Source organism: Polaromonas sp. YR568 (genome assembly GCF_943369675.1).
Taxonomy (GTDB): Bacteria; Pseudomonadota; Gammaproteobacteria; order Burkholderiales; family Burkholderiaceae_C; genus Polaromonas.
Map to the genome: position 1 here is coordinate 47,617 of NZ_CALROB020000030.1, position 21,177 is coordinate 68,793.

Annotated in this window: 5 protein-coding genes; 2 read left to right on the plus strand and 3 right to left on the minus strand. The window is 57.6% G+C overall.

Annotation, left to right across the window (positions count from 1 at the left end):
* Positions 1-27 precede the first annotated feature (27 nt).
* Complete coding sequence (locus ACLV8F_RS16735; RefSeq protein WP_411885334.1) at positions 28-1,038, plus strand: zinc-binding alcohol dehydrogenase family protein; 1,011 nt, start codon at positions 28-30, stop codon at positions 1,036-1,038.
* Between the two features lie 13 nt (positions 1,039-1,051).
* Complete coding sequence (locus tag ACLV8F_RS16740; protein WP_411885335.1) at positions 1,052-2,179, plus strand: mannitol dehydrogenase family protein; 1,128 nt, start codon at positions 1,052-1,054, stop codon at positions 2,177-2,179.
* A 550-nt stretch (positions 2,180-2,729) separates the two neighbouring features.
* Here ACLV8F_RS16740 and ACLV8F_RS16745 read toward each other — a convergent pair.
* The 3 genes from ACLV8F_RS16745 to ACLV8F_RS16755 all read right to left on the minus strand — a co-directional run.
* A complete protein-coding gene (locus ACLV8F_RS16745) occupies positions 2,730-19,319 on the minus strand; it encodes a calcium-binding protein (protein ID WP_411885336.1) in 16,590 nt (5,529 codons plus the stop codon).
* Between the two features lie 587 nt (positions 19,320-19,906).
* On the minus strand, positions 19,907-20,464 hold the full coding sequence (locus ACLV8F_RS16750) for a hypothetical protein (protein ID WP_411885337.1): 558 nt from the start codon (positions 20,462-20,464) through the stop codon (positions 19,907-19,909).
* A 95-nt stretch (positions 20,465-20,559) separates the two neighbouring features.
* Positions 20,560-21,177, minus strand: a 618-nt coding sequence (locus tag ACLV8F_RS16755; RefSeq protein WP_411885338.1) for an HlyD family efflux transporter periplasmic adaptor subunit, incomplete at its 5' end; no start/stop codon positions are given.

Genomic DNA, 21,177 nt, shown 5'->3' on the forward strand with positions numbered 1-21,177 from the left:
CCAACCCTGCCTCACCGAAGGATTTTTATGCTGACTGTTATTTGCGAAACCCCAGGCGTGCTGCGCGCCATCGAAGGGGACAGACCCGCCCGCGCCGACAACGAGGTGCTGCTGCGCATACGGCGTGTGGGCGTTTGCGGCACTGACCTGCACATCTTCACCGGCAACCAGCCCTACCTGGACTACCCGCGCGTGATGGGCCACGAGATTTCCGGCACGGTGGAAGCGGCCCCACCCGACAGCACGCTGCAGCCCGGGGACAACGTGTTTGTCATGCCCTACCTGTCGTGCGGCCGGTGCGTGGCTTGCCGCCAGGGTAAAACCAACTGCTGCGTGAACATCCAGGTGCTGGGTGTTCACCGTGACGGCGCCTTCACCGAATACCTGGCCGTCCCGGCCCAGTTTGTGCGCAAGGCAGAAGGCGTGACGCTGGACCAGGCCGCCATGGTGGAGTTTCTGGCGATCGGCGCCCACGCGGTGCGCCGCGCAGATGTGCAGCCCGGCCAGCGTGTGCTGGTGGTGGGCACCGGCCCCATCGGCATGGCAGCGCTGCTGTTTGCCGGCCTTCGCGGCGGCCAGGTGACGGCGCTGGACACACGGCCCGAGCGCGTCGCGTTTTGCCTGGAACACCTGGGGGCGCACGCCGGCGTGCTGATCGGGCCGAACGACCAGGCAGAACTGGGCGCACTGACGAACGGCGACTTTTATGATGTAGTTTTTGATGCCACCGGCAATGCGCGGGCCATGGAGCGCGGCTTCCAGTTCATCGCGCACGGCGGCAAGTATGTGATGGTGTCGGTGGTACGTGACAGCATCACGTTCTCCGACCCCGAGTTTCACAAACGCGAGGCCACCTTGCTGGGCAGCCGGAATGCAACCATGGAGGACTTTGAAACCGTTCTCGGCGCGATGCGCGCCGGCAAGGTTCCGACCGCCGCACTCAACACCCACCGCATGCCGCTGGCCGAGGTGCCCACAAGCTTTGCCAGGCTGCTCGACCCGACACAGGGCGTTGTCAAGGCGCTGATCGAATGCTGAGCGCGAGGCACATGTGAGCACCCCGATTCTGCAGTTTGGCACCGGGCGTTTTTTGCAGGCGCATGTGGACCTCTTTGTGTCCCAGGCGCTGGCCCAGGGCCGGGCGCTGGGCGCCATCACGGTGGTGCAAAGCACAAACAGTGCGCAAAGCAGCGCGCGCGCTGCGGCACTTGCCCAGGGCTACCGCGTGGAGCTGCGCGGCATGCAGCGCGGACAGCCCGTCGAAGAAACGGTACAGGCGAACGCCGTGCGCACCGTCTGGCATGCCGACCGCGACTGGGCGCTGATGCGCGAAGCCATGGCCGGCCCGGTGCAGGTCATCGTCTCCAACACCGCAGACGCGGGCTATGCGCGGGATGACAGCGATTCGGCGCACTGGCTGCGTACAACCGGCAGCACACCCCGCAGTTACCCGGCCAAGCTGGTGGCGCTCTTGTATCGCCGCTGGCAGGCGCAGCCCGAGGCGCCGCTCACACTCTACCCGTGCGAGCTGGTGAGCCGCAACGGCGACACCCTGCGCACGCTGGTCACAGAACTGGCCCGGGAATGGGGCGCTACGCCTGCCTTTCTGCGCTATGTCCAGGAGCACTGCGTGTGGGTCAACTCGCTCGTCGACCGCATTGTGTCTTCTCCGCTTGAGCCCGCCGGCGCGGTGGCGGAACCCTATGCGCTTTGGGCCATCGAACGCACGCCCCGCATGGTCCTGCCCTGCACCCATCCCGCCATGGTGGTCACCGACGCGCTGGCGGGCTTCGAGCAACGCAAGCTCTGGCTGTTGAATCTGGGGCACACGGTGCTTGCCGAACTCTGGCAGACACGGCAGGGGCCGGCTGACATGACGGTCGTGCAAGCCATGCACACCCCGGCGATGCGCGCGCCGCTGGAAGCCGTGTGGATCGACGAGGTGCTTCCGGTATTTGAAAAAGAAGGGACGGGCCCCGAGGCCCGGATCTACCTGGAGGAATTGCGGGACCGGCTGCTGAACCCTTTTCTTGAGCACCGCCTGGCCGATATCGCCAAAGACCATGCCCAGAAAAAATTGCGCCGCCTGGCGCCGGTTGTCGACCGTGCCCGGGAATCCGGACTTGCCATCGCCCAGACGCAGCTCAGGCGGGCTTTGGGTTCTTCGACAACCGCTTAAGCCACAAGGAAGTGGACTTGGTGGACCTGACTGCGTGATTGCCCGGGCTGGTGCATTCGCGTCACTTTGACAGGCGTAACGAGCGCCCGCCATTCCTGGTCATGAACGTCGCCACCAGTTCGCCATACAGCGAAACCCGCCAGGTGGACCATTCCCCCCCACGGAAGGTTTATCCGTCTGACTTTAAACCGTTCGAAATCATTGCCATCCACGTCACCGGTACCCGCCAGATCAAAGGACATGGTTCGCGAAGTAAGCGTCTCCCAAACCAATAAATCTGTCGGCTACGCCGGAGCGGCATTTCATGCCGTCCCAATCCTTCACTCTACGATGACGGACTTGGCCAGGTTTCTTTCTCGGCGTGTGTGGCCACGCAACTTCGCTGCGCGAAGTAAGTGTGTTGAATTCCGTCGAAACCTAATCCCCTCTGGTCAGACTTCAGCGGAATTCAACATTTAATCGCCAGTTTTCCTATCATGTTGCCTTTCAAGCGGTAAGGGGGAGAATTTCGACCACATTTCCGATTACGAACTAGCCTACCGAAAAAAGCTTAGCCTAACTTAATTGTTCCCTGCTCCAGCTGAGCGCGTGAATGCAGGGTCTGCGGTGAGCTGCCGTAGAAGCTTGACAAGGACAGACTGTCTTGCGCCGCATTCAGGCCAATGCCAGTCAGGCTTCCAGTGACCGCATACTGGTAACTCAGGTCGCCGCCGATGGCCGCGGTATTGCTACCCGACAGATGGGCCTCAAGCAATCCACCCGTCACGGCCCACTGGTTGATTGTCGGCGTCGTAGCTCGAACTTGGTCAAAGCGTTCTACCAATCTTCCAAAGTCAAAGAACTCAACATAGTTGTTTCTCGTCTTATCGGCAGAATTTGCGAGATAGTCACCTCCCGCAATCGTCACCATCTGCAGGCGTTCAACGTTCTTATGATCATTGCCGAGATACCAGTCCTTGAGCGTAATGGAATCGCCTTGCCCCATACCAAGGATCAAGTCCTTGCCGGTCCGGGCCAACGTCAGATCCGAATACTTGATACCTTTGCCAATCGAGATCGTGTCGGAAGCCCAATTGCTGCCCTGAACCACGTCAGCGCCATCGCCGCGATTAAAGGCAAACAGGTTGTTGCCTGACCCAGCGTCAATGTTGTCGTTGCCCTTACCGCCCGCGATCCAGTCCGCCCCTCCTCCGCCTCTGATGCTGTCGTTGCCGTCGCCGGCGTCGACCAGGGTGTTATCTCCGCCGTAGTAGTAGCAATTGGCGTCGACGTTGATCGAGTCGTTACCACTACCGGCCTGCACAATATCGCTGCCATTGTTGATCAAGATTTGATCGTCACCGTCACCAGCACTGATGTAATTCTCGCCACTGCCTCCGTCGAGCGTGTCATTGCCAGCACCTCCGTACAGCAGATCGGAGCCGTTGTCGCCCATGAGCAGATCGTCGCCGTCACCGCCATCGAGCGTGTCGTTGTCGTTTCCGCCGTACAGGACGTCGTTGCCTCCGCCACCATAAAGCTTGTCTGCGCTATTGCGGCCTTCCAGCAAGTCGTCGCCACACTCGCCGTAGAGCGTGTCGGCCTCATTGCCACCATACAGTTTGTCGGCTCCGCCACCACCATAAAGCAAGTCAACGCCATTACCGCCGTCCAGCGTATCGTTACCGCTTCCGCCGTACAGCTTGTCGTTGCCGTTGCCGCCCGACATGATGTTGTCGTTGTAATCGCCGATCAAGACGTCGTTCCCGCCAGTACCCGTGAACGATGTTTGCTTGATCAACAAATCATTCAACACCAGTTGTTGCCCGTTTTCGAAGATGAATTTCTCGATGGGCGAAATGATTTGGCCATTGGAAGCAGTGGTCACTACAAAATCAATGCCCTGATCACCTTGCTCGCATCCGCCGCCATTGAGCACACGTACCTGCGCGATCTTCTGCCCGTTGATGGTGACAATTCGCAGCGCTACGTTCTCACGCGTAAGGCCGGAGCCAAAGCGCAAGGTGTCGGTTCCTGCGGTATCAGTCAACTGGTCGAGACCGTCGCCTGCGTTGTAAACGTAGCTGTCATTGCCTACACCGCCCAAAAGAAGGTCGTTTCCCAGGCCGCCCGCGAGAATGTCGTTGCCATCCCCACCCAGCAGGGTGTCGATGCCGGCTCCACCTGTAAGCGTATCGTTGCCTGCGCGGCCATCCAGAAGATTGCTGCCGGCGTTTCCAATCAAAGTATTGTCGAGCTCGTTACCTGTTGCAAGGAGATCGGACGTACCAGTCAGCGTCAGGTTCTCTACGTTGGCGGACAGCGTATAGGACACGGACGATTGAACCGTGTCATTGCCTGCATTGGCAGCTTCAACAACCACGTCGCCGATGTTCTCAACGACATAGATGTCATTGCCCGCTGCACCCGCCATCGTATCGGCACCCGCGGCACCGTCCAGCGTATTACCACCGCTGTTTCCCATCATGACGTTGTCTTGCGCATTGCCAGTTCCGGCCAGGTCGCCCGTTCCTGTCAGCGTGAGGTTTTCAACCTGATCGGCCAGCACATAGCTGATTGACGACCGGACCGTATCGGCGCCACCGAGCACGGCCTCGATCACCTGGTCTCCCGCGTTATCAACGACATAGGTGTCGTTGCCTGCGCCTGCATTCATGACATCAGCGCCAGCACCACCGTCAAGAATGTTATCCCCCGTGTTACCGGTCAAGGCGTTGCCCAGGGCATTGCCGCTACCGTCGATATTGCCCGTGCCCGTCAGCGTAAGATTCTCAACATTGGCGGCCAATGTGTAGCTGACGCTCGCCTGAACGTGATCCGTACCCGCACCAACGCTTTCAACCACGACATCGCCGGTGTTGTCGACAACATAGCTGTCGTTGCCACCATTGCCAGACATCGTGTCAGCACCGGTACCGCCATCCAGGGAATCATTACCGGCGCCACCGTTGAGCGTATCGTTACCGGCATCACCGGCGAGGGAATTGCCCAGGTTGTTTCCCGTGATGGTGTTGTTCAGCGCGTTACCGAGACCCAGCGTCGCACCACCCGTCAAGACCAAATTCTCGACGTTGGCAGTGAGCGCGTAGTCGATGCTGGCGTGTACGGTATCGCTGCCTGCGCCCGCTGACTCAACGACCTGATCGCCAGAGTTGTTTACCGCATAGGTGTCATCTCCCGCTCCACCCAACAGGGTGTCGCTGCCGGAACCGCCATCCAGCACATCATTGGCCGCACCTCCGATCAGGAGGTCATTTCCGGCGTCGCCAAACAAGGTATTGCCCAGATCATTCGCGGTAATGGTGTTGTTCTGGCCGTTGCCAGAACCCTGTGTCGCTGCGCCGGTCAGGGTCAGATTTTCAACATTCGTGGCCAGGGTGTAATTGACACTGGAAATCACAGTGTCGTTGCCTTCATCGGCATTTTCCAGCACCTGGTCAGCCGCGAGGTCAACCACGTACGTATCGTTGCCGATACCACCGGACATGGTGTCCGTGCCGGTTCCGCCATCCAGCACGTCGTTGCCGCTGCCGCTGAGCAAGGTATCGTTGCCTGCATTCCCAGACAGAATATTTCCCAGATCATTGCCCGTCAGGACATTGTTCAGTGCATTTCCGCTACCCTGGGTCGCACTTCCCGTGAGCACGAGGTTGTCGACGCTCGCAGCGAGCGCGTAGTCGACACTGGCGTGGACAGTGTCGATACCCTCATCCGCAGCTTCCGTTAACTGGTCATTGATGTTGTCGACGATGTACAAATCATTGCCAGCGCCACCCGACATCGCGTCGCTACCTGTCCCGCCAACCAGCACGTCATTGCCGGCGCCGCCAATCAGCACGTCGTTGCCAGCCTCGCCGGACAACGTGTTGCCGAAGTTATTGGCTGTAAGCACGTTGTCCAGTGTGTTGCCTGATCCGTGGATTGCATTGCCGGTCAACACCAGATTCTCGATGTTCGCCGCGAGGGTGTAGTCAATGCCCGCATGGACGGTGTCTGCACCTTGGCCTTCGGCTTCCATCGCCTGATCAGCGGCAGCGTCAACCTGGTACAGGTCATTGCCAGCACCACCGGACATCAGGTCACTTCCTGTCCCGCCATCCAGCACATCATTGCCATCACCACCCGACAGGATGTCGTCACCCGCGCCGCCAGACAGGATATTGCCCAGATCATTGCCCGTGAGGATGTTGTTCAGCGCATTGCCTGCACCTTGAACCGCAGCACCCGACAGAACCAGGTTCTCGAGATTTTCGCTCAGGCTGTAGTCGATGCCAGCAATGACGGTGTCTACACCTTCGTCGGAAACTTCCACCACCAGATCATCCGCTGCATCGACGATGTAAGAATCGTTTCCGGTGGAGCCGGCCATGATATCGGCGCCGGCACCGCCGTCCAATACGTCATTGCCGGCACCGCCGAGCAAAGTATCAGCGCCGTCATCACCCGACAGGGTATTGCCCAGATCATTGGCAGTGAGAACGTTGTCCAGTGCGTTACCCGTGCCAGAGATGGCGGCACCGGTCAAAGTCAGATTTTCCACATTCGCGGTCAGCGTGTAGTCGATGCTGGCATTCACTGCGTCAGTACCTTCACCGGCGCCCTCGACGACCTGATCGCTTGAGTTGTCAACGGTATAGGTGTCATTACCAGCGCCGCCGGTCATCACGTCCGCATCGCTGCCTCCATCCAGCACGTCGTTTCCAGCACCACCAAACAGCAAGTCGTTGCCGGCGCCTCCTGAGAGCGCATTGCCTGAATCGTTGCCAGCAATGCTGTTGGCCAGGCTGTTACCCATGCCTTCGGTCGCACTGCCCAGCAGGACCAGGTTTTCGACGTCCGATGTGAGCGTGTAGTCGATCGAGGCATGAACCGTATCGCTGCCTTCACCCACCGCTTCCATTACCATGTCGCCTGCACCGGAGACTACATAGGTGTCATCTCCAACGCTGCCGGCCATCGTATCGGCGCCATCGCCGCCGTCCAGTACATCGTTGCCCGCTCCTCCAAGCAGCACGTCGTTGCCAGCCTCGCCGGATAGCGTGTTCCCCAGGTTGTTGGCCGTGAGCACGTTGTCCAGTTCGTTGCCCGTTCCGGCGATGGCGTCACCGGTCAACACCAGGTTTTCAAGCGCTGCACCCAGCACGTAGTCGGTACTGGCATTGACTGTGTCGATGCCTTCGCCCGCAGCCTCCGTAACAAGGTCACCTGCATCGTCAACGACGTAGGTGTCGTTACCTGCACCGCCTGCCAAGCTATCCGCCCCTGCGCCGCCGTCCAGAACGTTGGCGCCGACCGTACCGGTGATGGTGTTGTTCAGTGAATTACCGGTGCCATTGAGGTTGGCTGTGCCGGTCAATGTCAGGTTCTCGACGTTGTCGGACAGCGTGTAAGTCACTGAGGCCTGGACCGTGTCGAGGCCCTCATCCGCATTCTCAAGCACGATGTCGCCGGCATTCTGGACAATGTATGTATCGTTTCCGGCTAAGCCTGCCAGCAGGTTGACTCCGCTGTTTCCGGTGATCGTGTTGTCCTGCGCATTGCCGGTGCCGTTGACGTTGCCGGTACCCGTAAGCGTCAGATTCTCTACGTTGTCGGACAAACCATGGTTGGCACTGGCCCGTACGGTATCCATGCCTGCATTGAGGCCCTCAACCACTACATCGGTGATGTCGTCAACAACGTAGATATCGTCCCCAGTGCCGCCCGCAAGGGTATCGGCGCCGGTGCCGCCGTCCAGGATGTTGTCACCCTCGGTGCCCGTGATCGCATTGTTCAACGCGTTGCCGGTACCAGTGAGGTTGCCCGCACCGGTAAGAATCAGGTTTTCGACATTGGCGGTCAGGGCGTAACTGATGCTCGACTGGACGGTATCGCTGCCCTCACTTCCGGATTCAACCACCACGTCGGCGGCGTTGTCGACGATGTAACTATCGTCACCAGCGCCACCTGCCATGACGTCAGCGCCCGTGCCGCCGTCGAGCGAGTCTGCGCCCTGGTTGCCAATCAGCGTGTCGTCGCCGGCAAGTCCGCTCAGCGTATTGCCGCCACTGTTGCCGGTGATGGTGTTCGCGGATGAATTACCGGTGCCGACTATCGCCTCGCCACCGGTCAGGGTCAGGTTTTCGAGACTGGCTGCCAGGGTGTAGTTGAAGCCGGCCAGGACCGTATCAATACCTTCAGCTGCGGCTTCGACAATCTGGTCGTCGACGCTATCCACCACGTAGGTGTCGTTGCCCAGCCCGCCGGACATCTGGTCCACACCCGCACCACCATCCAGCGTGTCGTTGCCGACATTGCCAACCAGGGTGTCATTCCCCCCCAGGCCCGATAGCGTGTTGTCCCCGCCATTGCCGACAATCACGTTGTCCTGCGTATTGCCGGTGCCATGAAGATTGCCCACGCCCGTCAACGTCAAGTTCTCGACATTCGCTGAGAGCGTGTAAGTGACGCTCGCCTGCACATGGTCGAAACCTTCGTCCAGATTCTCGGTCACCACATCGCCCGCGTTGTCGACGGTATAGCTATCGTCACCGGTAGCACCCGCCATCGTGTCGGCTCCAGCACCGGCATTCAGGGCATTGTTTCCGCTGTTACCCGTGAGCAGGTTGTTCAACGCATTTCCGGTGCCGCTGAGGTTTCCTGTGCCGGTGAGCGTGAGATTTTCGACGTTGTCGGTCAAGGTGTAAGAGATGCCGGATTGCACCGAGTCGGTGCCGGCATTTATTGCCTCTGCCACCACGTCGCCGCTGCTCTCGACAACATAGGTGTCGTCTCCGATTCCACCCGTCATGGTGTCGGCGCCCGACCCTCCGTTCAGAGTGTCGTTGCCCGCACCGCCGTTCAATACATTGGTGCCGCTGTTGCCGAGGATGATGTTGTTGTCCGCGTTACCGGTGCCATTGACATTCGCGGATCCCGTGAGCGTCAGGTTCTCGATGTTGCCGCTTAAGGTGTAGGTGGCACCAGAGAAGACCGTATCGGTTCCCTCACCCACGTTTTCAGTGATGACATCACCGGTATTGTCGACAAGGTAGGTGTCATCCCCAGCGCCGCCTGTCATGGTATCGATGCCCACACCACCATCCAGAATATTGGCGCCGCTGTTGCCGGTGATGATATTGCTGAGCGTGTTGCCAGTACCGTTGATGTCGGAAGTACCACTCAGCGTCAGATTTTCGACATTGGCTGTTAACGCATAGTTGATGCTGGACTGGACCAAATCGGTCCCCTCGTTCAATGCTTCGGTCACCACATCGCCCACATTGTCAACAATGTAGATGTCGTTGCCCTGGCCGCCGGACAGATTGTCCGCATCCAGCCCGCCATCGAGCGTGTCGTTGCCGACGTTGCCAATCAGCGTATCGTTGCCAGCCATACCCGACAGAACGTTGTTCCCGCTGTTGCCGGTGATCGTGTTGTTCAGCGCGTTGCCGGTGCCGTTGATGTTGCCAGCGCCGGTGAGCACCAGGTTCTCGACATTGGCAGACAGCGCGTAAGTCACACTGGATTGGACATTGTCCGCACCCTCGTCCAGGTTTTCGGCGATCACATCAGCCGTGTTGTCCACGATGTAGGTGTCGTCACCCGTACCGCCAGCCATGGCATCCGCATCGAGACCGCCGTTCAAGGTGTCGTTACCGGCATCACCAAACAATTGGTCAGTACCAGCGTCGCCATTCAGTGCATCGTTGCCGTCTCCACCAATCAACGTGTCGTTACCGACGTTGCCATTGACCGTGTCGTTGCCTTCCAGGCCATTGAGAACATTGGCGCCGGTGTTACCGTTGATGATGTTGTTCAGGACGTTGCCGGTACCGTTAATGTTGGCGGCGCCGGTCAGCGTCAGATTCTCGACGTTGTCGGTCAGCGTGTAGGTGATGCTGGACTGCACCAGGTCTATGCCCGCATTGGCTGCCTCAACAATGAGATCGCCATCGTTATCTACCACATAGGTGTCATCACCGGTCCCGCCTTGCATCACGTCAGCATCAAGTCCACCGTTCAGGGTGTCGTTGCCGGCATCGCCAAACATCTGGTCTTCACCCGCTTCACCGCTCAACACATCGTTGCCGTCTCCGCCGATCACGGTGTCGTTGCCGGCGCCGGCCGAGATGGTATCCGCGCCCAGTCCGCCATCCATAATATTGGCACCGCTGTTGCCGGTGATGATGTTGCCTAGCGCGTTACCTACGCCATCAATATCGGTAGCACCCGTCAAGGTCAGGTTCTCGACATTGGCCGTCAGCGTGTAGGTAATGCTCGACTGGACCAGGTCGGTGCCTTCATTCAGCGCTTCCGTCACCAGGTCGCCCACGTTGTCGACGACATAGATGTCATTGCCTTGTCCACCGGTCATGGTGTCGGCATCCAGGCCGCCGTCCAGGGTGTCGTTACCGACGTTGCCGGTAAGGCTATCGTTGCCCGCCAGACCAGAGAGAACATTGTTCCCGCTGTTGCCAATCACGATATTGTTGAGCGCGTTACCCGTGCCGTTGATGTTGGCCGTGCCTGTCAAAGTCAGATTTTCGACGTTTGCAGACAGCGTGTGCGTAACACTGGATTGGACGTTGTCGGTGCCTTCGTCCAGGTTCTCGGTCACGACATCGCCGACGTTATCCACGATGTAGGTGTCGTCACCAGTGCCGCCAGCCATGGCATCCGCATCCAGTCCTCCATTCAGGGTGTCACTGCCTGCATCCCCGAACATCTGATCAGCGCCAGCGTCACCATTCAGCGCATCGTTGCCATCGCCACCAATCAGCGTGTCGTTTCCAACATTGCCATTGATCGTGTCGTCACCCTCCAGGCCATTGAGGACATTGGCACCGGTGTTTCCGTTGATGATGTTGGCGAGGACGTTGCCGGTTCCGTTGATATTGGCCGTGCCGGTCAGCGTCAGATTCTCGACGTTGTCGGTCAGCGTGTAGGTGATGCTGGATTGCACCAGATCAACACCTTCGGCCAGGTTCTCCGTCACCAGATCGCCAACGTTATCCACCACGTAGGTGTCGTCTCCTGTGCCACCAGCCATGGCATCGGCATCCAACCCACCGTTCAGGGTGTCATTGCCGGCATCACCGGTCATCGTGTCGTTGCCGGCTTCGCCCGAAAGCGAATCGTTGCCGTCTCCGCCGATCACGGTATCGTTGCCCGCACCGGCCACAATCGTGTCGCTGCCTGCGCCACCGTCCAGGATATTGGCGCCGGTGTTGCCGGTAATCACATTGGCCAGCACGTTACCGGTACCGTCCAGATCGGCGGTGCCGGTCAACGTCAGGTTGTCCGTATTGGCTGTCAGCGTGTAGGTAATGCTCGACTGCACAAGGTCGGTGCCTTCGTTCAACGCTTCCGTCACCAGGTCACCCGCGTTGTCAACGACATAGCTATCGTTGCCTTGGCCGCCGGCCATGGTGTCCGCATCCAGACCACCGTCGAGGGTGTCGTTACCAACGTTTCCGGTCAGGCTATCGCTGCCCGCGAGGCCAGAAAGAACATTGTTCCCGCTGTTGCCGACGATCACGTTGTCCAGTACGTTGCCAGTCCCGTTGATATTGCCGGCTCCCGTGAGTGTCAGGTTCTCCACGTTGGCTGTCAGTGTGTAACTGATGCTCGCTTGAACGCTGTCGACACCTTCGTCGGTGTTTTCAGTCACGCTGTCGCCTGCGTCATCCACGACATAAGTGTCGTTTCCCGCGTTGCCGGCCATGGCGTCCGCACCCGTGCCCCCGTCGAGCAAATCGCTCCCGGTACTGGCGATCAGCGTATCGTTACCGCCCAGACCGAACAACTGGTTGTTGGATTCATTGCCAAGAATGATGTTGTTCAGCGTATTGCCGGTGCCATTGACGTTGCCTGCTCCGGTCAGGGTCAGGTTCTCAACGTTGGCAGACAGGGTATGCGTCACCGACGAATACACAATGTCGGTACCCGCATTGAGCGCTTCCGTCACCACGTCGCCGGCATTGTCGACAATGTAGGTATCGTTGCCCGCACCACCGCTCATCGAATCGGCACCCATGCCGCCGTCCAGCGTATTGGTGCCGCTATTGCCGACGATTGTGTTGGCGAGCGTATTGCCCGTGCCGTCAATGTTGGCCGTTCCTGTCAGGGTCAGATTCTCGACGTTATCGGTCAGCGTGTAGGTAATGCTGGACTGGACCAGATCAGTACCCTCGTTCAGCGCTTCAGTCACCTGGTCGCCGACGTTGTCTACAACATACGTGTCGTTGCCCTGGCCGCCAGTGAGGCTGTCTGCATCCAGGCCGCCGTCGAGCGTGTCGTTGCCAGCATTGCCGGTTAACGTATCGTTGCCGGCCAAGCCGGACAAGACATTGTTGGCGGTATTGCCGATGATGATGTTGTCGAGGGTGTTGCCGGTGCCGTTGATGTTGGCAGCACCGGTCAAGGTCAGGTTTTCCACGTTGGTGGTTAACGTATAGGTCACGCTCGATTGAACGCTCTCAATGCCTTCGTCCGCGTTCTCCAGCACCAAGTCGGCCGCGTTGTCGACAATGTAGGTATCGTCACCCGTGCCGCCCGTCATGGTGTCTGCACCCGTGCCGCCATCGAGCAGGTCATTGCCGCCGTTGGCGGTCAAGGTATCGTTGCCAGCCAGGCCCAGGAGCTGATTGCTGCTCTCGTTGCCGACCAGTGTGTTGTTCAGGTCGTTACCGGTTCCATTGATGCTGTCGGCACCTGTCAAGGTCAGGTGTTCGACGTTGGCAGAAAGCGTGTGGCTGACCGAGGCGTAGACGGTGTCTGTACCTGCACCAGAAGATTCGATTACCGAATCGCCGGCGTTGTCCACAATGTAAGTATCGTTACCGGCACCACCGCTCATGGCGTCGGCCCCGGCGCCGCCATCCAATACATTGGCGCCGCTGTTACCAACGATGGTGTTAGCGAGAACGTTGCCTGTGGCATTGATGTCGGCGCTGCCCGTCAATGCCAGGTTTTCGACATTTCCCGACAGGGCATAGGTGGCCGAAGACTGCACCGAATCGATACCTTCGCCAGCCTCTTCGACGATGACATCGGTCGTGTTTTGCACGACATAGGAGTCGTTCCCGGCACCACCCGTGAGAACGTTTTCGCCACCATTACCGACTATCGTGTTGGCAAGCGCATTGCCCGTGCCATCGATGTTGTCGTTGCCGGTGAGGGTCAGATTCTCAACGTTATCGGAGAGAACATAGGTGGCCGACGATTGCACCGAATCGACGCCGTCTCCAGCGTTCTCGATGATGACATCGGCCGTGTTTTGCACGACATAGGAATCGTTGCCCGCGCCACCGGCAAGGATGTTTTCGCCGCTGTTGCCAATAATCGTGTTGGCAAGTGCATTCCCCGCGCCGTCGATGTTGTCGCTGCCGGTGAGGGTCAGGTTTTCAATGTTGCCCGACAAGGTATAGCTGGCACTTGCCAGAACAGTATCGGTACCGGCATTCAGCGCTTCGATCACCACGTCCGCCGTGTTATCGACGATGTAGGTATCGCTGCCTGCGCCGCCGGCAAGCGTATCCACGCCAGCGCCACCATCCAGCAGATTGTCGCCGCTGGTGCCGGTTATCGTGTTGCTCAATACATTGCCGGTACCGCTGAGATTTCCAGTTCCCGTCAGCGTCAGATTCTCGACGTTGTTGGTAAGCGCGTAGTTGACGCCAGACTGCACGGTGTCAATGCCGGCATCGGCATCTTCGGAAACGGTGTCACCCGCATCATCGACGACATAGCTGTCATCGCCAGTTCCGCCAGCCATTGCGTCCGCGCCCAAACCACCGTCAAGTACATTGGCTGCGCTGTTGCCAATGATGATGTTGTTGGCCGCATTGCCGGTGCCATCAATGGCATCGCTACCCGTCAGGGTAAGATTTTCCAGGGTATCAGCCAACAGGTAACTGATACTGGATTGCACTGTATCGGCGCCTCCACCGACCGCTTCGGTGACCACGTCGCCAACGTTGTCTACCACGTAGGTGTCGTCGCCGATTCCTCCGGCCATGGTATCCAGGCCCGCACCGCCGTCCAGAAGATCGTTACCGCCATTGCCCGTCAATGTGTCATTGCCGCCAAACCCTGACAGTGTGTTGTTGCCACTGTTGCCGGTGAGCGTGTTGGCCAGTGCATTGCCCACACCATCCAGGTTGCCGGTTCCGGTCAGGGTCAGGTTTTCGGTGTTGTCCGACAGCACGTAACTCGCTGACGCAAGTACGCTGTCGGTACCGGCACCCGCTTGCTCGATCACCAGATCGCCACTGTCGTCCACCACGTAGCTATCGTTCCCAGCCCCACCGGCCATGGTGTCAATGCCCGAGCCTCCGTCGAGGGTGTTGGCGCCGCTATTACCCGTAATTGAGTTGGCAAGTGCGTTGCCACTGCCATTGATGCTGGCCGTCCCGGTGAGCACCAGATTCTCGACGTTGGTGCCAAGTGTATGGGTGACACTGGCTTGCACACTGTCAACACCTTCGCTGACGCCTTCAGTCACAAGGTCGCCGGCGTTGTCGACCACATACAGGTCATCGCCTGTGCCGCCCGACATACTGTCGGCACCCTCTCCGCCATTCAAGGTGTCATTACCTTCCAGGCCTGTGAGCGTGTTGTTCCCGCGGTTGCCGATGATGATGTTGTCCAGGGCATTACCGGTGCCGCTGGTATTGGCCGGGGTCAGTCCTGAAGCCGCGGTCGGACCGGTCAGGGTCAGGTTCTCGACGTTGTCCGTCAAGGTGTAGTTGATGCTTGACTGAACGAGGTCGGTGCCTTCGGCGGAATTCTCCGTAACCAGGTCTCCAGCGTTATCCACCACATAGGTGTCATTGCCTGTGCCGCCTTGCATGCTGTCGGCAGCCAATCCGCCGTCCAGCGTGTCGTCGCCCTCCAGGCCCGTCAGCGTATTGCCGCCACTGTTGCCAATGATGACGTTGTTGAGTTCATTACCTGTGCCATCGATATGGGTCGCGCCGGTAAGCGTCAGGTTGTCGAGGTTGTTCCCCAGTGTCCAGGTCAGGTTACTTTGTACCGTGTCGACACCTTCGCCGACCAGCTCAGTCGGCGTATCCAGCAGGCTGTCGACTACGTAGGTATCGTCGCCTTGCCCACCGATCAGGTTATCTGCACCCGCACCACCGTCCAGTGTGTCCTTGCCTCCAAGGCCAATGAGCGTGTTGTCTGCTTCCGTGCCAACAATCACGTTATCGAGCACATTACCTGTCCCGTTGAGGGCGACGCCGGTGAGTGTGAGGTTGTCGACGTTGGCAGCCAGCGTGTAGTCGAAGGGACTAATGACCGTGTCAATGCCTTGCCCGCTCTGCTCGATGATGGTGTCACTCAGAGTATCGATGAGGTAAGTGTCATTTCCCCCGCCGCCAACCATCGTGTCGGCGCCCAACCCGCCATCGATCACGTTGTTGCCCCCGCTGCCAACAATAACATTGTCGAGCGCATTGCCCGTGCCACTGATGGAGCCGCCTGTGAGGGTCAGGTTCTCGACGTTGTCGCCGAGGGCGTAGTTGATGGTGGACTGTACCGTGTCGGAGCCTTCACCAGCGATTTCCAGAATCGTGTCGGCCGCGTTATCTATCACATAGGTGTCATTGCCTGCACCGCCCACCAGGGCGTCTACGCCTGAACCACCGTCCAGGGTGTCGTTGCCGTCCAGCCCATACAGCGTGTTGTTGCCACTGTTGCCGGTGATCCGGTTGTCCAGGCTGTTGCCGGTTCCGTCAATGGCGTTTACGCCAGTGAGTATCAGATCCTCGACATGTCCGGTCAGCGAGTAAGTGATGCTGGAATGCACAGCATCCGTGCCTTCCCCGGCGTTCTCGACAACGACATCATCAGTCGAATCGATCACATAGGTGTCGTTGCCTGTGCCACCGAACAGGATATCGGAGCCAGGGCCACCAATCAGTGTGTCATTGCCTTCCAGGCCGCGCAGAGTGTTGTCGCCGCTATTTCCCGTAATGACGTTGTCCAATGCGTTACCGGTGCCATCAAGACTCTGCGTACCGGTCAGCGTAAGGTTCTCGACATTGGCGCCAAGGGTATAGGTAAGGTCGGTGAGAACGGCATCCGTGCCTTGGCCAGTCTGTTCAACCACGCTATCGCTCAGGCTGTCAACGATATAGGTATCGTTGCCTGTGCCGCCGGTCATGATGTCAGCGCCGGTTCCGCCATCGAGTAGGTCATTCCCGGCACCGCCCACCAGTGTGTCATTGCCCGCCAGGCCCTGCAGCACATTGCTGCCCGTGTTGCCAGTGATCAGGTTGTCCAGACCATTACCGGTGCCGGTGATCGAAGCCGTTCCGACCAGGCGCAGGTTTTCTACATTGTCAGACAGAGAAACGGAGACAGTGCTTTCTACCGTGTCAATTCCTTCGTCCGCAGCCTCGACCACAATGTCGAGCGAACTGTCCACTGCATAAACGTCGTCACCCCGTTCACCGATCAGAGTGTCTGCGCCGGTGCCGCCGGCAATCCAGTCGCTGCCCATACCGCCAATGATCGTGTCATTTCCTGCGCCACCGATCAGGACGTCGTTGGCTGCGGTGCCGCCGATAGTGTCAGCACCCGCCGTGCCCAGCTGCAACGCGTTCAGATCAAATGTGCGGCCGTCGGCAAAACGCACGGTGTCCAGGCGGTGCACGCCATCCTCTGTAAACCAGTGCGATACCGTGACGCTGTCTCTGCCATTCAGATGGCGAAAAACAAGATGGTCGCCTTCCCTCGCGACCATGACGTCGCCGACAAAAATATCTGGTCCAAATTGCAAGGTGTCGATGCCGGCCTCACCGCGGGTCTCGAGGATGGTGTCTGCGCCATCGTTTGTATTAAAGACATAGGTGTCATTGCCCGCCCCACCATGCAGGATATCGGCGCCTGTCCCACCGGCAAGAGTGTCGTCACCATCACCACCCATCAGCATGTCGTTACCACTGTTGCCTTGCAGGGCGTCGTTTCCGCTCTGCCCGACAACTAATTCGGACGCACTTGTCCCATCGGCACCTAGCCGGATCCCGGTATAGCCGAACTCAGCGAGAGAGGCCAGAACTGCCGGATTGGTTGCATCGGATTCGGTCCAGTTGCGAAGTAGCTCCAGCCCATCCCACCCACCTCTTGTCAAGGTGTCGCCGATTACGTTTCGCAGATCCATAAGATCCGCTACTGCAGCCGCAGGGTCATTGTCGTGGCGCGTGGTTAATGCGCTGTTCTGAGCTGCGAAGCCCATGCGGATATCGCTGCCATCCTCGTCAAGGCTGATGAGGTCGAGGTAGGGTTTTAAACGTGTTTGAGCCAGCAATCCCTCATAGACCGACTCCAGCAACTGGTCATAGGCTTTGTTCAATAAATTAACTTGGTCTTGCGAAAGATTGATGACTAAGGTTGGTGGCCCAACGACTACAGTGCCCTGTCCACCGCCCGTCTCGCTGGCCACGCTCAGCCCGTTAACTGATGACAGACCGGTTTGTGTCTGATTAGGAAGACTAAAAAAGTACCGTCCATTGAATGCTTCAAGTATGTGCAGTTTGCGCTCCCACGCCGCTACGGTATTTGTCCAGTCAGCACTTTCCGACTGCCCACTGAAGGGAATGATTGGATTTCGAGTGCCGCCAATCGCTTGATAGAAAACCTTGTAGGTACCGAGCGCGCGCGCTCGTAAACTCTCCGCCATGCCAGAGGTGTTAGCCCAGGCACCGAGCATTTGGTCCATCAGTGCGCGTTGAGCCGTTCGGGTTTCCGCTTGGCCGTATTGGGTCAACAAACTTTGCAGTTCTGATGATTGGCTGGCGGCCTCACGCAAATCGCGCACAGCGCCACTACCATGTAAGTCTGGAAGTGCCTGAATTTCAGATGTAAGAGGAAGAGGGTCGGTAAAAATCCGATGGAACGTATCAGCGGCCAAATTCACGTCAGCCAAGCCACTGGTCGTGCCGGCACTGCCTACAGAACCATCACTGCGAGTGAAGGTACCGAGATCGGCGATCTCATTGCCATTAGACAGCACCTGACTGTTTTCAGACTTGGCAACGTTAATGCTGACGATGTCGAGTTCGGCTAACGTTTTCAATTCACTTGCTTGGCTCATACCGTCTTGGTTCAGGTCTTGCCATACCCGAAGATTCGAATAATTCGCATCCGAACTGTTCACCATGCCATCGCCATTGGTGTCTTCCTGAGCAAGCGCGGCAAATCCGTCAACAGCCTTACCACCAGCGTACAGCGGTGTTGCATCACCGAAGAGCTCGGTTCCGTCGTCAATGGTGTTGTTGCCATTGCGATCCATCACCAAGAACCCGTCGTCAGCCTTAATCCATCCGGTTCCGATTTTTACCCCATCACCGTCGTGGTCGAAGAGGATTGGGTTCGTGGAAGATGCTGCGACAGTTTCAATTCCGTCCCCGTCTAAATCGAGCGTGAGGGGATCACGACGGGGTTGCCATTTTTGCGATGCATCGAAATGACTGCTTACGAAATCAAAAATTCCTTGATACCCGTCAAAAATTGTTGGGCCTAATTTATCTCCTATGAATGCCGCTACGCCTGCTATGACGAACGTAGCTGCAATTACCGGTAAACCCACAACTCCAAAGAAAGTTGCTGCGGCAGCAACAGCCGCCACAGCAACGGCACCAAGAGCCGCGGCAGTACCTATTCCCGCTGCTGTTTCCCCCACAGCTCTCCAATCTCCTGTTTGCGTGGCTTCAGCAACTTTAATGGCGAGGGAAACGCTGTCCACTACGACCCCACCTATCTCTGCCGCACCTGCTCTTGCTCCTTCTCTAGCGGCAGTTGCAACGGCCTGTCCGTGACTACGATAGGCATCAATTCCGGTTTGACGGATTGTTGATATTGCCTGCTCTATTTTTGCCGCCTGCTGCTGAACTGCTTGCCTCTCGAATGGGTTGCCTATTCCCTCAGCCGCCTGTTGCAAGCCCCGTGCGTAATCTGCGGCCAGGTCGGTCATGCGACGTCCGACTTCTTCATATCTGGCTGCTGCTTGCGCCGCACTTTCAGCAACAGGCTTTAAGGATCCAGAAATAGCGTTTGATACGCCCGTCCAGTAAGAAGTGATCTCCGAACCACCTTGGTTGCTCTCAACATTAGCCGTCTCTGCCAAAGTTTTGGCTGTGTTTACTTGCATACATTCTTTCTAATAAACATTGAAATATCGAACATGCAAACTAGCGCAGTTACATATGTGAAGATAAAGATCCCCTCAACCCAAATAAAGGCAAAAGAGCGATCACGCAATACGTTCGCGAAGAACGCATACGAGAATTGCATCGTGTTGATGGGAAGAAGTTCGTGTGTTAGCAGCAATCCGATATAGAGGACTATCAATAAATCACTGAATACTCTAAAAAATATCGACTGGCCTTCACGGATCTTCGCAAGACCTCGTAGATTTCCTTTTGCGAATCCAGTCATGAAGCAACAAGCTAGACTGAGATACACACTGATTGAGTAGGTCACAGAGAGTGCAAACGGAAAGTCACTTCTTTCGCCCATTGCTAACGCGTCTGGAGTTATATATATTGGAAAATAAAAAAACCCCTGCGACGGAAGGAGGAACATGCTCAATCCAATCACGATTGCACCAAAGATCACTGCATATCCAGCCGTAGCTCTAGATACCAGGGGAATGAAAATCGCTTCCAACTTCTCGTTCATAGAAACTCCAACTTCTTCTTGAATGTAGTTACTGCCATTTCCATTCCTCACTGGGATTCATTTGCCATGGTGCACTACCCTTTTTAAGAAATAGGGAAATGGTCCAACCAGAAGGATCGTCATCAGCCACGCAATCAAGCATGCGCCGATTGATACGAATGAGCCCAAAGTCGCCATCGCAAGACGGTACGAGACGATCAAGGAGAAAAGTAGCTGCCCCCTGGTAGGGGTGACGCCGAGATGCACGTCTATCGGCAGAGCAAATAACACATAAAGCAAAAAGGCGAAAAAAGGAACTATTGCAAAATAGATCATCACAAAATAGCTGAACTTCGATGGCGCCTTGTCAAAGGAGTACTTAAATCGAGTTGCAATCGGATCCCTCCAAATGAGGAATAAAAAAAACACTGGAAGTAACAGCAGAACCGTACCGAAATATCCCTGGATGAGGTCGCTGATTGGAGAAATTTCAACGCTTTTTCTTGCAGATGGAACCGCGCTTGCGAGCCACGAAATCGGCATACTCAACAAGCCCAGCATCTCCTTCCATTGGGCAGGCATCACCAAGCCGAGCACAAGCAAAGACAATCCAATTTTTTGAATCTTTTTCGTCATTCGCCCGTTCGCAACTTCGATTTCTTGAGGTATCGGTAACACTTTCAAGCTCCCGTTTTGGATACACCTTGCAGCCTCCAAAGGCTACACAGAACTCACCTTTCCCTCCCCGACTCCTGCACCGCCTTCTGCACAGGTGACAGCAAATACTCCAGAACCGTCCGCTTGCCCTGGTTGATCTCGGCCACGACCTGCATGCCCGGCGTGCTCACCAGCGGCCTGCCCTGCGGGTCCTTGAGCACCTGGTCGTCGAGCTTGACGCGGACTTTGTAGGTCGCCATGGCGGCCGCAGCTGCCGCGGCGGCATCGCTGCTGGTGCCGCTGCTGCTTGATGAAGAACCGCTGCCACCCTGGTTGTTCTGCGTGGCGTCGGCGCTGATGTGGATGACCTTGCCCATCAACATGCCGTATTTCTGAAACGGGTAGGCGGCGAGCTTGACTTGCGCGGACTGGCCTACCTGCACAAAACCCACATCGTCGTTCTTGATAGAGACGTCGGCAAACAGCTGTTCGCCCTGGGGCACCAGCGTCAACACCACGGTGCCGGGCTGCACCACGGCGCCTACGGTGGTGGTGGCCAGGTCCTTGATGACGCCGTCTTGCGGGGCGCGCAGTTCCATCAGGCCTTCCTTGTAGATGCTCTTGTCTAACGTAGGTTGAAGCTGCGCGGTTTTGGCGCGCACGTCGGCCAGCTCTTTTTGCAGCTCGCTTTT